The sequence below is a fragment of the Chitinophaga hostae genome, assembly GCF_018224885.1.
In the GTDB taxonomy this organism is placed as follows: domain Bacteria; phylum Bacteroidota; class Bacteroidia; order Chitinophagales; family Chitinophagaceae; genus Chitinophaga; species Chitinophaga hostae.
The window spans coordinates 70,107-84,818 of sequence record NZ_JAGTXB010000019.1 but is presented as its reverse complement, the minus strand read 5'-3'; the positions used below and the strand labels follow the sequence as shown (position 1 = coordinate 84,818).

The following is a 14,712-nucleotide window of genomic DNA, read 5'->3' as shown; positions in this document are numbered from 1 at the left end:
TTGTATTTTACTAGTTTATTCGCTTTAACGTTTAAGCAAAAAATCAACACAAAAGGCATCTGTTACGCGGGGATTCCGGGAAAGCTTACTGTTAGCGGCTTCCACAGGATTTTCTGATCACCAGCGAAGTATCGATGCAGATATGTTCAATTTCTTTTTTATTGTCTTTGATCTCTTCCAGCAGTACCCGTACGGCGGCTCTTCCCATTTCCAGGATAGGTTGCCGTACAAATGTAACGGGAGAGTAGAAAAGGTCGAGTGCTTCACTTTCATCGAAGGTGATCACTGCCAGTTGATCGGGAATGCGGATTCCCAATGAGTTAATATATTTCAGTCCTTCTATGGCCAGGCTGTTGGTGGCAAAGAAAATAGCATCGGCGGGATGACGGCCACTGAGCAGCTGATCGATAGATAACCGGATATCTGCTGCCAGGTGCGAGTACCGCGCCGATTTCAGCAAGGTATTACCCGATGTCATATGATGCGCAAGCAACGCTTCCTTGTAACCACGTTTCCTTTCCCCGATATGATGCAGCGACGTTTTATAAGCCACCATCCCGATCCGCTTCCTGCCTGTTTTAACCAGGTGTGATACTGCATGATAGGCCGCTTCGTAATTATTAACTGCAATATGACTGGCTTCTATCTCCGGGAAGAAACGGTCGATCAGCACAAAAGGCACTTTCTGTGCTTTCAGCTGGCTGATCTGCTCTTCCGATCCTTCCGTAGGCGTAATGATCAGGCCATCTACCTGCCGGTTCAGCAATACATTAATAAGGTCGCCCGATTTATCAACGTTTTCATCCGAGCTGCCAAAGATCACGGTATAATTATTCCGTTTGGCTTCATCTTCTATCGTACGGGCAATATTGCCAAAGAAGGGGTTGGAAATATCCGCCACTATCAGTCCTATGGTAAATGACCGGCCGCTTTTCAAACTCCGCGCAATATGATTGGGCTGATAGTTCAGCTTATGCGCAATGGCCCTGATCTTTTTTGCGATCTCTTCGCCAACCCGGGCTTCCTTCTCCTTATTCGTCAACACATACGATACCAATGCGGTGGATACACCCGCCTCCGTAGCGATATCTTTCAGCGAAACCTTTTTCATTTCTTAAAAATATGCTTAAACGTTTAAGGAAACAAGTTTTTTGGAAGATTTTTTACGGACGGAGGATATTTTAAGGCACAAAAACAGGGGGCAGCTATATCGAAAGTGGCCACCACGGAATATTTATAGGGTTTCCTCATCGGCCTCCCCCTGAAGATAACCCGGTTCTTTCAAAAAAAATCAGGTTTTCTTTTTTCCAACTGACAAACTGTTGTCACACAGCACCCGTAGTTTTGTTTCAGCATCTTCATAAAAGATGTTCATCACCCTTAAACTACTAAAAAAAAATACTACCATGAAACAGTTACAGCCTTTTAAAATCGACGTATCAAACGAATTGCTGAACGACCTGTCGGCCAGGTTAAAACATACCCGCTGGACCGATGAGCCTGAGAATGCAGGCTGGAACTATGGCACCAACCCGCAATATCTCCGTGAACTGGTGGCTTACTGGCAGCAAAGCTTCGACTGGCGTAAACAGGAGGCCCTGTTAAACAGCTTCCCGCAGTTTATCACCAACATTGACGGCACCGATATTCATTTTATCTACATAAAAGGAAAAGGCAGTAACACCCGCCCATTGATCCTTACCCATGAGTGGCCGGATTCATTTTTCCGGTTTTATAAAGTGATCCCTATGCTGACGGACGCTTTTGATCTCGTTATTCCTTCTATGCCCGGTTACGGTTTCTCCGGTCATGTAGCCACCACCTCTGAAAACGCCGGACACCTCTGGGCTAAACTGATGACTGAAGTATTGGGCTATACCCATTTCCTGGCAGCCGGCGACTTCGCGGTTACCACCGCGCTGGCGCAAAATTACCCGGCACAGGTACAAGCTATTCATTTAACGGATACAGGCTATCCTAACGGCACGGAAGATTGGAGCACCATGTCGCCTGCTGAACAGCAGTTTGGACAGTTTATCCAGGGCTGGTGGTTTATGGAAGGCGCATTTAATATGATCCAGTCTACCAAACCGCAAACACTGGGCTACGCCCTCAACGATTCACCGGTAGGACTCGCCTCCTGGATACTCGAAAAGTTTTATGCCTGGAGCGATACAAAAGGAAATATAGAAAACAGCTTTACCAAAGATGAACTGCTTACCAATATTATGATCTATTGGGTATCATCCACCATCAACACCGCTATTCGCCGCTACCTGGAAGATGCGCGCGTGATGTTTGGTGAACATGGACCCAAGCCGGTACCCAGAACAGAAGTGCCGACAGCAGTATCCATTTTCCCGGCCGACAGCAATACACCGGAAGAGTGGGCAGCGCGCAGGGTGAATTTGAAAAGATTTACCAAACTGCCCAAGGGAGGAAGATTTGCAGCCCTCGAAGTACCTGAGTTGTATGCAAAGGAATTAAAGGATGCTTTTGCGGCGATAGCCTGATGAGGATGCGCCTGCCGGGATCGTTTCCCGGCAGGCGTTTTTTTTTGCTGATTTCTTCCCTGTTTTAATCCATATTTGCCATAGCGTTGGCAGCATAGATGAGGGGCCATATAAGGTACCACATCCTGGCCAACAAAATTTTTTCTCACCAATGTCTTATTCCGCTTTTTCCATTTGTTATAAGGGTATATTGTTCACAAACATTTAAAACTTATGATCATGGACGAGTTTATGTTAATTTTTAGACACGAGGACGGCAACAAGGTAGCCTCCCCGGAACAAATACAGGTTTGGATGAAACAAACCATGGACTGGATCGGTGGCATCGCCGCCCAAAACAAATTCAGCGGTGGAAACGGTTTGGCTTTTGAAGGGAGCAAGGTAGTGAAACACAACAGCGTGGTAACAAATGGTCCCTTCGGTGAAATCAAGGAAACAATAGGCGGCTACGTCATTGTGAAAGCCGGCTCCGTAGAAGAGGCCGTGGAATTTGCCAAAGGCTGTCCTGTTTTACAGGGAGACGGAAACAGCGTGGAGGTGCGGAAACTGGTGAAAGGAGATGGTGTTCATTAATCCTGTGTAACTAACTTCCTGCAATGGAACAACCCGCTTTAATACCACATCTGTTCAGGACCGAGTTCAGCAAAATTACTGCTGTGCTCTGTAGAGCCTTTGGTATAGCGCATATGGAACTTGCGGAAGACATTGCCGGTGAAACATTTCTAACGGCGCTGGAAACATGGCCATATAAAGGAGTTCCGGACAACCCAACTGCATGGCTATACGTGGTGGCAAAAAATAAAGCAAAGAATTATTTACAGCGTAACCAGCATTTTGCCGAAAAAATTGCCCGGCAGCTAAAAGAAGCATCCCGGGAAAATGAGATGGCAGACATCAATTTATCAGATGAAAATATAGCGGACAGTCAGCTGCAGATGCTGTTCGCCATCTGTCACCCTGCTATTCCGAAAGAAGCGCAGATAGGGCTTGCACTTCGTATACTCTGCGGATTCGGCATCACCGAAATTGCCGACGCATTTCTCACCAGCAAAGATGTTATCAATAAAAGATTGTTAAGGGCCAAAGAAAAGCTGCGGGAAGAAAAAGCAGTGATGGCATTCCCCGGGCCCGCCGCCATCAACGGGCGACTGGATACCGTACTCACCACTTTATATTTATTATTCAACGAAGGTTATTACTCCGAAAGCCAGGATGCGGTGATACGGGAAGATCTTTGCCTGGAAGCTATGCGGTTAACCTATTTGCTGATAGAAAATGAATTGACTAACCAGCCTATGGTAAAGGCGCTGTTTGCGCTGATGTGCTTTCATGCTTCCAGGTTTGAGGCCCGGAAAACCGCCAACGGAGAAATTATTTTATACCAGGACCAGGACGAAACCCTCTGGAATGATGAACTGATCGCCAGGGGCGCCCGCTTTCTGCATGAGGCGTCGCAGGGAGAGCGCTTGTCGCGCTATCACCTTGAAGCCACCATTGCCTACTGGAATACACAGAAAGAGGATACCGCGGAAAAATGGGATCATATCCTGCAACTCTACAATCGTTTATTGCAACTGGCATATTCGCCGGTAGCAGCGCTTAACAGGACTTATGCACTCTCAAAAGTAAAAGGAAAGGAAGTTGCCATTGCGGAGGCGGAGAAGTTACAGCTCACGCGTAATCATTATTACTTTGTGCTGCTGGGAGAGTTGTATACCGGTATTGATAACAATAAAGCGGTACAGTACCTGGAGCAGGCATTGGGGCTGGCGGTCACGCTTACGGATAAACGAACTATAGAACAAAAGATAGCAGGCCTCCGGTGATGAAGGCCTGCAGGCAATGATTTATTTTGTTTGTTTGAAAATCCCGAAATCAGCGATCATAGGCGCCATACGGGAGGAGGTGATACGCAGCCGCAGCTGTTGCGCGCTCACATCCGGGAAAGTAAGGATCCTTTTATAGCCAATGGTAGTGCCGGTAGCGGCTACTTTCCATTCGCTGCCATCCAGGTATTCCAGCACGAAATTTTCTACCCGTTGTCCTTTCCTGATATATTCCTGCAGCCTGCATACATTAAAGGTTTGGGTACTCCCGAGATCTATTTCAATGGTGGCGGTAGTATCCTCATGCTTCGTTGTCCACCAGGTATTTTTATTATCATCTGTCAGCGCATTTTTTCTCCGGCCATTGGAAGATGCGATTTTCGCAGCGCTGAGCAGGTTTTGTGAAAAGATCTGGTCGATATTATTTTTCCAGGCAGCTAAATTTTTAACATCATTTTCTTGTATCAGTCCCCTTTTATCCGGTGGGATATTTAACAGCAGCACCCCGTTTTTACCGACGGCGTTGAAGTAGATGTCGAGCAGCTTTTCCGGTGTTTTCACCTTTTCATCTTCTTCTTTGTGATAGAACCATCCCGGCCGGATAGACACATCCGTTTCTGCCGGGTACCATACTAAACTATTGGCGTGGTATAAGGCGTCACGACTGCCCATATCTTCACCATTACCATAGCCGGAGGGTTTTATCAGCAGTTCCTGCTGGGATAAATCTGCGATCGTTTTTTGGTCTAAATTATTGGCCGGTACCACGCTCCATTCGGTGCTTCTGCCATAGCCGGTTTCTGTACCTACCCAGCGCACATCGGGGCCCATTACCGCAATAACGGCGCCTGGCTGTAGTTTGCGGATCAGCGCATACCAGCGTTTGAAATCATACACCTGTTTTTTGCCATTAGGACCTTCGCCGTTAGCGCCGTCGAACCATACTTCGTCGATCCGGCCGTAGTTGGTTAACAGTTCCGTGAGCTGGTTAACGAAGTAATCGTTGTAGGCTTCGGTGCCATAGGAGGGAGCGTTGCGATCCCAGGGCGACAAATAAACGCCGAAGCCCATACCGGTTGTACGACAGGCATCTGCCACCTCTTTTACCACATCGCCCTGTCCGTTTTTCCAGGGACTGTTTTTCACTGAATGCTCCGTATATTTACTGGGCCACAAACAGAAACCATCGTGATGCTTGGCTGTCAGGATCACCTGTTTGATGCCACCGGCTTTAGCAGCTTGTACCCATTGCATGGCATCGAGTGCAGTTGGATTAAACAGGGAAGGAGATTCTTTGCCATCTCCCCATTCCCGTTCTGTGAAAGTGTTGATACCAAAGTGAAAGAACCCGGTCACTTCCAGTTCCTGCCAGCGCAGTTGTCGTTCTGTAGGCTGTACATTAGCGGCTTTCCGGATAATGGCGGCATTATCATCCCCGGGTAAAATGCTGACATAGGCCGATTGTTGTGCTGTTGCCTGGTGAGCATGGCCAATACCTAATATCAGTGTTAAAAGACATAATTTTTTATTCATGTTCATCTGTATAAACCTCCAGTATACTAAAATTTCCGGGTTAAAAAAAGCAACTCAAACAGGCGGCCTGTTTTTTGTTTGCCTCTTTATCTTCCTGTTAACAACCCATGCACAAAGTAATGAACACGGCATATTGGGTACCTGGCAAAACGAGGACAGATCAGGTAAGATAGAGATCTATCAATCAGGTGACCAGTATTTCGGGAAGCTGTTATGGGGAAAATATATGTTGGACGAGAGAGGGGTTCCACGTAAAGATACGCTGAACCCCAATATCGCTTTAAGAAGCAGGGCATGGCCCAATATAGTGATGCTGACTGGTTTCCGGTATCAGAACGGGCAATGGGAGGATGGCAAGATCTATGACCCTACTTCCGGGAAATCTTATACCGCTGTGATGAAACTAAAGAATGGCCGGTTAGCGCTCAGGGGATATATTGGTATTGAACTCCTGGGAAAAACAATTTACTGGGACCGGGTAAAGTAAGATCAGATACCTTCCGGTTGTAATTCCATTGTATGCTGATCGGTTGTTTCCGGTAATATCCATAACATAACAGCTACTATTCCGAGGCAGATGATACTAACGGTAATGCCTGTATCAAAAGCTATCAGGTAATCGGGAGATGATTCATGAAGGCTGACAACATAATAGAAAACACCGCCCAGTATACTGATACCTAAAGCGGAGGCAGTTTGCTGAAAGGTAGAGAATACGCCCGCCGCCACTCCCGCAAATTTCACCGGTACACTTTTCAGCGCAATGTTTAGCAGGAAGGGAAGTACCAGTCCGTTACCCAGGCCATAGACGCCTATCAGTAATGTAACACACAGCGGACTTACCGTTGGCCGGAACAATCGGATCTGTAACAGGAACGCCACCAGGATAATCAACAGTCCCGCCTGCAATACCCATTTCCCGTATTTAACAATGAGTTTGGCGGCTATCATAGAGGAGATCATAAACAGAATGGCATGCAGTATAAAAGCAAGCCCGCAATCGAGTGCCGAGAAACCAAGTCCATTCTGTAAGTAAATAGCGCTCATGAGCAGGTAGGCGGTGTGCATCATGAAGTGGAACAGCACTGCCAGCAGGCCGATGTTAAATTCCCGGATCTTAAATAGTGCGGTGTCGATCAGACTGCCTTTGTGTAGCAGCACTTTTGTTTGCTGATCGCGGATAAAGTAAGCGAAAATAAACAGGGAAGATAATAACAACGCAATGCTCCACCACGGCCAGCCCAGCTCACGTCCCTTGGTGAGCGGCCAGATCAGGCAAATAAGACCGGTGGTGAGGATCAGCGCTCCCCGGTAATCAAATCGCTGCCCGGTATCTTTTGGTGTTTCTTCCAGGTAATGATAAATGGCCCAGAGTGCTGCCAGGCCTACCGGCAGATTGATAAAAAAGATCAGTCTCCACCCGGCGATGACGAAATGTGTATCAACCAGGTAGCCGCCCAGTATTTGCCCGATAATGGCCGCAATGCTCAGCGTAATGCCGTACCAGCCAATAGCTTTGGCTCTTTCCCGCTCATCCGTAAAGAGCACCTGTATAAATGCGATAGACTGCGGTACCATAAAAGCAGAGCTCAGTCCCTGGAAGAAGCGGGTAATATTTAGTTCCCACGCGGTTTGTGATAAGCCGCAAAGACAGGAAGTGAGTGTGAAGAAAAACATCCCCCAGAAAAATACTTTTTTACGGCCCAGGTAGTCGCCCGCTCTGCCGCCGGTGATGAGAAAAGAAGCGCTGCCCAGCAGGTAGCCGGCAATCACCAGTTGCACTTCCCCGTCTGTAGCATGCACACCTTTCTTGATACCGGGGATGGCCATGTTGATGATAAAAATGTCGATAACATAAAGTAGGGGCGCAGTGAGGACGACGGAAAGTGCTTTCCATCTGTTGCATTTTGCAGTAGTGATCATATTTCCGGGTTAAATTGAATTTGAATTTTCGAAGTCGAGCAACCATTTTTTTCTCCAGATACCGCCACCGTAGCCGGTGAGGTTTCCATCTGTACCGATCACGCGGTGACATGGAACCAGGATAGAGATCCTGTTCATGCCATTGGCGTTGGCTACCGCACGGATAGCGCCGGGTTGGTTGATGGCGGCCGCCTGGTCTTTGTAAGACCTGGTGGCGCCGTAGGGAATATCCCGCAGAACGCGCCATATGGTTTGCTGGAAAGGCGTGCCGGGTGTAAACAACGGAACGGTAAATACTCTTCTTTTTCCTTCAAAATATTCTTCCAGCTGTGTTTTCAACACGTTGAAGTGCGGGTTGGCGCCCTGGATAATATTGGCATTTAATTGTTTGGCGAGCGTCGTTAATTCGGTTTCCAGCATTTTGCGATCGGTGAATTCCAGCAGGCAGATGCCCGGTTCCGCGGCGCAGGCAAACATAGTCCCCAAAGACGTTTCCAGTCTTGTGATATTGATGATGTGTTTATCTTTGCTATTGGAGGGCGATACGCCAAATACAGCTTTAAAGGAATCCGTGAACCCGCTGACAGATTCATATCCTGCATCAAATGCCGCCGATGTGATGGTATCGCCGTTCTGTATTTTTTTAAAGGCAGAATTTATCCGGAACATCCGCTGATAAGCCTGGAAGGTGACACCATGATTTTTTAAAAACCAGCGCCTGATATTGCTGGGTTCAATTCCCCTGCGGAGCAGGTCGGCATCTTTAAATTTCCTGGAAGGATCTGCATTCAGTTCATCAAGGATCTCTTTTATATATGGTGGTGTTTCGTTCATTTTTTCGAGCGGGTTACATACTTTGCAGGGCCGGTATCCCTTTAGTATGGCCTCTTTGGCGGAAGGAAAGAATTCCACGTTTTCGGCTTTGGGCTTCCTGGCCGTACAGGTTGGGCGGCAGAATATGCCGGTGGTTTTTACCGCTGCTATAAATGTTCCTTCATAAGAAACATCTTTGTCGAGGAGTGCCTGGTACATGATTTCATCCGTCAGCATATCGATCTTTCTTTTTTATCAAAAGTAAGATAGTACGGAGTGGGCAACAACCGGAAACTGAACAAGTATTTTTCTTTTTAATTAAATTGTTGCCGGATGCAGTGATTCCTTCGTTTCCTGGTAGTGGCACAGAAATAAATTTATTGCTGCGCCGGTATTTCCGCGGTAGTATATAACGAATGCACTTCCCAACCCAGCGTTTCATACAGGGCTCTGCCCGGGGCGGTAGCTACCAGCAGGCCTTTTGTAATGCCGCGGGCAGCACCTACGCTTTCCAGTGCTTTCATAACAACTGTACCAAGACCGCGGCGCCGGTGAAGCGGATGCGTTTCGATCCGGTCGTAAATGCCGGCATCTTCCGTAAAGGCGATCCTGCCGATGGCGGCTACTTCGCCCTGGGAGGTGAGCACCCGCGCTATAGGTACAGCCATGTTATCGGAGATATCCAGTGTGTATTCCTTATCCAGCTGCATGTTGACGGTTTTCATCGGCTGCAGGCAGGTCATCATAAAAGCGGCAGGGTGTACCATCCAGTTGGATGGCAGGCATTTTCGCACCTCTTCCGGTGCTGCAAAAATCTTTAGTATAATATAAGGATCGGAAATAGTTTCGGCCAGTTGTCCTACGGCAGGCGTAAGGGATGGAAAAACAAAACGTCTTATTACATCCGGCCAACCTACTTCTACGCGGTACACGCCATTCTCCCACACGGGTAAAGCTACTTCTCTGGCTAAGGACCATCCCTGAACCCATTGGGCTACTAATTGAGGATCGGCCTGATGTTGTTGGTCGGACATAGTTAGGATTGAAGAGATTGTTGTTTCAGTTGCCTGTTCCGGGCCCTCGAATTCTTTTTTGATGACGATTGTTTTGCGTTGCAAATGTATTATTTTTTTCCAGTCCGGGTGGCAGCATAAAATCCCTGCCGTGGTGAAAGCAGGTCAAGATAACATTTACACATGGCTACTGCCTACGGAATGCAGTATCTATGGGCATCCGCACTTTTTTATTATTTTTTTAAAAGAATAGTTGGTGGAACAACTTTTTTTTTATTTAATTTACAAAGTGAATCGACCCTTGCAGCAACCAAAATCATGAATTCAATTTTCAACCAGATATCAAACCCATAATTGCCCATTATTGAAGTGTATTAAAACGGAACCCGTGTAGCAATCAATGAGTTTTCAACCAAAATCAACAGCATGAATCAAGCCCTTTAGTCACAAACAAAATCGTCAGTTAAGCAGTAGTACAAACCCTTGTTTCATTGGTTTAGTGTAACAGCTAAACAGGTAGTTATCAACCTATAATTATTGACCTATGTGCATTAGCCTATAGTTAATCTGTCATCATCCTTTATTAAATCTAACCAAAAAAATCGCTTATGAAGAAAGAGCTACTCCTGTGGCTTCTCTTGCTATCGTGTGCCCTGCACGGTGCAGCACAAACGAGAACATTGACAGGAAAAGTCACCGACAAAACCGACGGAGCATCGCTTCCGGGTGTATCTGTCAAAATCAAAGGAACTAATACAGGAACTACCTCCGGCGGTAACGGAGCATTTACGATTACCGTTCCGCAGGGCGCCAGGGTATTGGTATTTTCCTTCCTGGGATACCAGACCATCGAAAAAAATATTACCGGTTTAACCAACCTGGATATCGCGCTCACACAAGGTTCAGAAGGATTGAGTGAGGTAGTGGTAGTAGGTTATGGTACACAAACCAAATTAAATCAAACCGGTGCGGTGGCACAGGTAGGAGGTAAGGAGGTAGAGAATGTACCCTTTACCTCGGTAGATAAAATTTTGCAAGGTAAGGTGCCCGGGCTTCAGTCTGTAGGCGGTTCCGGCCAGCCGGGCGCAGTACAACAGGTACGTATCCGCGGTATAGGTTCTATTAACTCCAGCGCTGCGCCGTTGTATGTAGTAGACGGGGTACCTATCAACACCGGTGACCTTTCGAGGAATACCACTACAGCCAACGCATTATCAGGTATTAACCCCAACGATATAGAAAGTATTTCTGTACTTAAAGACGCGGCGTCTTCGTCTATTTATGGTTCCCGTGCGGCCAATGGTGTGGTGATCATCACCACCAAGAGCGGAAGAAATGGTAAAACCCGTATTCGTGCCGACGCTGAGTATGGAACTGCAAAACCAATCCTGCGCAGCGAAAGCCGCCCGCTCACCAATGAGGAGTTTCGTAATCTGACGGCGGAAGGATTGTTTAATACCGGCGATTACCCTGACCTGGCATCTGCTTTAAAAGATGTGGATGCGGCTTTTGGTACGGGAAAAGGTGTTAACACTGACTGGCTGGATGTTGTTACGCGCAACGGGCAGCAAATGCAGTACAATCTTTCAGCGGATGGAGGAAATGAGAAAACCCAGTTTCATTTATCCGGCGGTTATTTCAAACAGGAAGGAACGGTGCTGGCATCTTCTTTCGACAGGGCCAGCGCTAATATCAGCATCAAACATAAAGCTACTGAGCGGTTATCGTTTGGCAGTAATATTCTTTTCTCGTCTTCGCGGCAGGTAGGTCCTACCAATGGCGGCACTTTTGCCAACCCGGTGCTGGCGGGATATTTTCTGTTGCCTGCACAGTCGCCCTACAAGCCGGACGGCAGCATTAATTTTTCTGCCGATCCGCAGGCGGAATTTGGTCCTGGCGGCACCTTTAACCCAGTTGCTATTGCCGCGATGGATAAAGACAATACCGCTATGCTGAAAGGTATTGGTACGGTATGGGCCGAATATGCGATTCTGCCTGGTTTGAAATTCACTTCCAAATATGGTGTTGATTATAACAACCTGGAAGAATTTAAATATAATAACCCGTTGTACGGCGATGGTTTTAATGATCATGGTATCGTAAATCATACCTATACCCGGTATTTCAATTGGGTATGGACAAACATGCTGAACTACCATGTTGACCTGAAAAAGGACAACCGGTGGGTATTGAATTTAAAGGCAGGTTATGAAGCGCAGAAGTCGAAATTATTTATGAGCAACACTGAAGCCCGTAATTTACCGGCAAGGCTGAATATCCAGTATGCGGCTGCGGGCGCCAATTTTACTGCTGCCAGCGGTAATGGTTCCGACTATGCGTTTGCTTCTATACTCGGATTGGGAGATATTACCTATAACGGCAAGTATGTGTTGTCGGCCAGTTACAGAAGAGATGGATCTTCCCGTTTTGGCAGTGTTAATCGCTATGGTAATTTCTGGTCCGTAGGCGGTTCCTGGAACCTGGATCAGGAAGAATTTATCAAGGGAATCGGTTGGCTGAACCAGCTGAAGTTAAGGGCTTCTTACGGACAGAATGGTAATGCCAATTTTGGCGCTTACCAATTTGACTATATCTGGCGTTCGCTCTATGGTTATGGTACGGGTGTAGATACTAAGAATAATTCTTTTAACTATAATTACGAAGGCAGTGTGGGCAGCGCGCCGTTGTCTGCTGGTAATCCTGCGTTAACCTGGGAAATAAACAAACCACTGGATATCGGCATTGATTTCTCGTTGTTTAAAAACAGGTTGAATGCTACCGTGGAATACTATACCAGAACTACTTCCAGCCTGTTGATGGAGCAACCTTTATCCAGGACATCCGGCTTCCAGGACTTCCTCAACAACATTGGTTCTATCCGTAACAAAGGTGTGGAAATAGCTTTGTCGGGTACACCGGTGATAGCAGGTGATTTCCGCTGGGATGCGAGCTTTAATTTTGCCCGCAATAAAAATGAAGTGATCTCGCTGGTAAGCAGTCAACCGCAGATCAGCGGTTCATTTATTCGCCAGGTAGGACACGATTTTCAGTCTTTCTATCTGCGTGAATGGGCGGGTGTAGACAAAGAAAACGGCGACCCGCAGTGGTACAAGGACGATACGCATAACGAAAAAACCAACAGCTATTCTGCTGCCAAACGTGTTATCTACGGATCTGCTTCTCCCAAATTCTTTGGCAGCTTCGGATCTACTTTTAGTTTTAAAGGCTTTAGCCTGGATGGCCTGTTGTACTATAATTATGGCAACTATGTGCAGGACACCTGGGCCAGGTATCTGCAGGGGGATGGCTTTGCGGGCTCCTTTAATAAAATGGCGCCGCAGCTGAACAGGTGGCAGAAGAAAGGAGATGAAACAAATGTGCCGAAGTATGTGTACGGAGGCAATAAAAATTCGAGCGAGTCTTCTACCCGCTGGTTGTATAAAGGCGATTATATCCGTCTGAGGGATGTAACGCTGAGTTATTCTTTCCCGCAGTCATGGCTGTCGCATGCCAAAATATCCAGTCTGCGTTTATACGTAAGGGGTACTAATGTATGGACCTGGGTAAAGGATAAGAACATTACCTCAGATCCTGAAGCAAGTGTTACGAGTCAATCGAACCTGGAAGTATACATGCCAAAGATCTATACTGTGGGTATTAACCTGGGACTATAACTTAAACGTACAAACGATGAAAAGACAAATCAAACTATATACGGCCCTGGCTGGATTTAGCGCTATGATGTTGCTGGGTTCCTGCGGGAAAAAATTCCTGGATACCACACCTTATGTGAGCGTACCTACGGAGTCAGCTTTTGAAACAGTGTCAGATATTGAAAATGCTGTTAACGGCAGTTATGCGGGGCTTACTGAAACCGATTATTATGGCAGGTCGTTGCCGGTGATCGGTGATCTGATGGGTGATAACACTTATATCTCTGTAAATAATTCCGGGAGATATACAGCGCAGCAGAACTATTCTGTTACTGTAACGGATGCCACGATGAGTGTAAACTGGCTGGATGCCTATAAAGTGATATTGCGTACCAACAATATCATTGATGCGGTAGACCAGAAATTTGCCAACGATGCAGCTGCCAAACAGTTTAAGGCAGAAGCCTTGTCGATCCGTGCGTTGGTTTATTTTAACCTGATCAGGGTTTTTGCCAAACCATACAGCGAAAATCCGGATGCGGAAGGGGTACCACTTATCCTGCATTACAACCGTGATCTGCGTCCTGCGCGTAACAAGGTCAGCGAGGTATATACACAGATCCTGGCAGACCTGGATGCAGCATATCCACTGTTTACGCAAACAAAGCTGGCTACCCGTTTTTCAAAGTATGGTTGCCGTGGATTGGCGGCCAAAGTAAATTTGTATAAGGGTGATTATGCCAAGGCGCTGAGTTATGCCAAAGATGTAATTGACCACAGTAATATCCCTCTTTTAACGAGAGACCGGGTGGCTGCTTATTGGTCAGAAGCCACGCCTTCTGTTTCTACGCCTGAAACACTTTTTGAAGTAGGCGCCGATGCGTTGACAAATGTGGGTAATGACGAGTTGGGGAACATGTACAACCAGCTGGGTTATGGCGATATTCTTTGCGTCCCTGCGTTGTATAACCTGTATGGCGCGAGCGATGTGAGGAAGGGATTGATTCTCGAGGGCGCCAGGGATCCCCAGCCCCTCGTATACATCGTTAATAAGTATCAGCATACCAGCGGTGATTTTGATAATAAAAAGGTGTTGCGGATTTCTGAAATGTACCTGATTGCGGCGGAAGCCAGTAACCGGTTGAAAGATGACGTCAATGCGTTGATTTATCTGAACACGCTGATGGCGCAGCGTGATCCTTCGCTGGTGTATGCTTCTGCAGGCGCGCTGCTACTGGACGATATTATCCTGGAAAGAAGAAAGGAGCTGGCCTTTGAGGGGGATCGTTTCCACGACCTGAACCGGTTGAAGCGTAACCTGGTGAACGGCAAGGGCAGGGTGGTGAATTATGGTGATACCCGTCGTGTAGCGCCTGTTCCGCAAACGGAGCGGGATGCCAATCCGAATATGACCCAGAACGATGGGTATACGAAATAA

General features: G+C 47.0%; 11 protein-coding genes. 6 read left to right on the top strand and 5 right to left on the bottom strand.

What is annotated here, in order from left to right; translation table 11 throughout:
• Positions 1-91: 91 nt before the first annotated feature.
• Complete coding sequence (locus KE626_RS27325; RefSeq protein WP_211976206.1) at positions 92-1,111, bottom strand: LacI family DNA-binding transcriptional regulator; 1,020 nt, start codon at positions 1,109-1,111, stop codon at positions 92-94.
• 295 nt (positions 1,112-1,406) lie between these two features.
• Here KE626_RS27325 and KE626_RS27320 point away from each other — a divergent pair, with 295 nt between their 5' ends.
• From KE626_RS27320 to KE626_RS27310, 3 genes are all read left to right on the top strand, one after another.
• Positions 1,407-2,513 carry an epoxide hydrolase family protein gene (locus KE626_RS27320; RefSeq protein ID WP_211976205.1) on the top strand — a complete coding sequence of 369 codons (1,107 nt, stop codon included), beginning with the start codon at positions 1,407-1,409 and terminating at the stop codon, positions 2,511-2,513.
• Between the two features lie 219 nt (positions 2,514-2,732).
• Positions 2,733-3,086 (top strand): YciI family protein, encoded by a 354-nt coding sequence (locus KE626_RS27315; protein WP_211976204.1) that lies wholly within the window; start codon positions 2,733-2,735, stop codon positions 3,084-3,086.
• An 83-nt stretch (positions 3,087-3,169) separates the two neighbouring features.
• A complete protein-coding gene (locus KE626_RS27310) occupies positions 3,170-4,339 on the top strand; it encodes an RNA polymerase sigma factor (RefSeq protein ID WP_346344495.1) in 1,170 nt (389 codons plus the stop codon).
• 21 nt (positions 4,340-4,360) lie between these two features.
• Here KE626_RS27310 and KE626_RS27305 read toward each other — a convergent pair whose 3' ends face one another.
• A complete protein-coding gene (locus KE626_RS27305) occupies positions 4,361-5,872 on the bottom strand; it encodes an alpha-L-fucosidase (RefSeq protein WP_249207730.1) in 1,512 nt (503 codons plus the stop codon).
• Between KE626_RS27305 and KE626_RS27300 the strand changes: the two genes are divergently transcribed.
• Entirely contained in the window at positions 5,871-6,359 is a 489-nt protein-coding gene (locus tag KE626_RS27300; RefSeq protein WP_211976201.1) for a DUF2147 domain-containing protein, read from the top strand. The genes KE626_RS27305 and KE626_RS27300 overlap by 2 nt on opposite strands.
• A 2-nt stretch (positions 6,360-6,361) precedes the next feature.
• Here the strand turns inward: KE626_RS27300 and KE626_RS27295 are convergent, their stop codons facing one another.
• From KE626_RS27295 to KE626_RS27285, 3 genes are all read right to left on the bottom strand, one after another.
• The gene (locus KE626_RS27295) at positions 6,362-7,795 is read right to left on the bottom strand and encodes an MFS transporter (protein WP_211976200.1); all 1,434 of its coding nucleotides are present in this window, start codon (positions 7,793-7,795) and stop codon (positions 6,362-6,364) included.
• A 9-nt stretch (positions 7,796-7,804) separates the two neighbouring features.
• Complete coding sequence (locus KE626_RS27290) at positions 7,805-8,845, bottom strand: bifunctional transcriptional activator/DNA repair enzyme AdaA (RefSeq protein WP_211976199.1); 1,041 nt, start codon at positions 8,843-8,845, stop codon at positions 7,805-7,807.
• A 140-nt stretch (positions 8,846-8,985) separates the two neighbouring features.
• Entirely contained in the window at positions 8,986-9,642 is a 657-nt protein-coding gene (locus tag KE626_RS27285) for a GNAT family N-acetyltransferase (protein WP_211976198.1), read from the bottom strand.
• Between the two features lie 587 nt (positions 9,643-10,229).
• Between KE626_RS27285 and KE626_RS27280 the strand changes: the two genes are divergently transcribed.
• Both KE626_RS27280 and KE626_RS27275 read left to right on the top strand, forming a co-directional pair.
• The gene (locus tag KE626_RS27280) at positions 10,230-13,295 is read left to right on the top strand and encodes a SusC/RagA family TonB-linked outer membrane protein (RefSeq protein ID WP_211976197.1); all 3,066 of its coding nucleotides are present in this window, start codon (positions 10,230-10,232) and stop codon (positions 13,293-13,295) included.
• Between the two features lie 16 nt (positions 13,296-13,311).
• On the top strand, positions 13,312-14,712 hold the full coding sequence (locus tag KE626_RS27275; RefSeq protein ID WP_211976196.1) for a RagB/SusD family nutrient uptake outer membrane protein: 1,401 nt from the start codon (positions 13,312-13,314) through the stop codon (positions 14,710-14,712).

Coding starts and splice junctions, on each gene's coding strand:
- KE626_RS27320 (WP_211976205.1), top strand. CDS start 1,407: ATGAAACAGTTACAGCCTTTTAAAATCGACGTATCAAACGAATTGCTG.
- KE626_RS27275 (WP_211976196.1), top strand. CDS start 13,312: ATGAAAAGACAAATCAAACTATATACGGCCCTGGCTGGATTTAGCGCT.
- KE626_RS27290 (WP_211976199.1), bottom strand. CDS start 8,845: ATGCTGACGGATGAAATCATGTACCAGGCACTCCTCGACAAAGATGTT.
- KE626_RS27300 (WP_211976201.1), top strand. CDS start 5,871: ATGTTCATCTGTATAAACCTCCAGTATACTAAAATTTCCGGGTTAAAA.
- KE626_RS27295 (WP_211976200.1), bottom strand. CDS start 7,795: ATGATCACTACTGCAAAATGCAACAGATGGAAAGCACTTTCCGTCGTC.
- KE626_RS27305 (WP_249207730.1), bottom strand. CDS start 5,872: ATGAATAAAAAATTATGTCTTTTAACACTGATATTAGGTATTGGCCAT.
- KE626_RS27280 (WP_211976197.1), top strand. CDS start 10,230: ATGAAGAAAGAGCTACTCCTGTGGCTTCTCTTGCTATCGTGTGCCCTG.
- KE626_RS27325 (WP_211976206.1), bottom strand. CDS start 1,111: ATGAAAAAGGTTTCGCTGAAAGATATCGCTACGGAGGCGGGTGTATCC.
- KE626_RS27315 (WP_211976204.1), top strand. CDS start 2,733: ATGGACGAGTTTATGTTAATTTTTAGACACGAGGACGGCAACAAGGTA.
- KE626_RS27285 (WP_211976198.1), bottom strand. CDS start 9,642: ATGTCCGACCAACAACATCAGGCCGATCCTCAATTAGTAGCCCAATGG.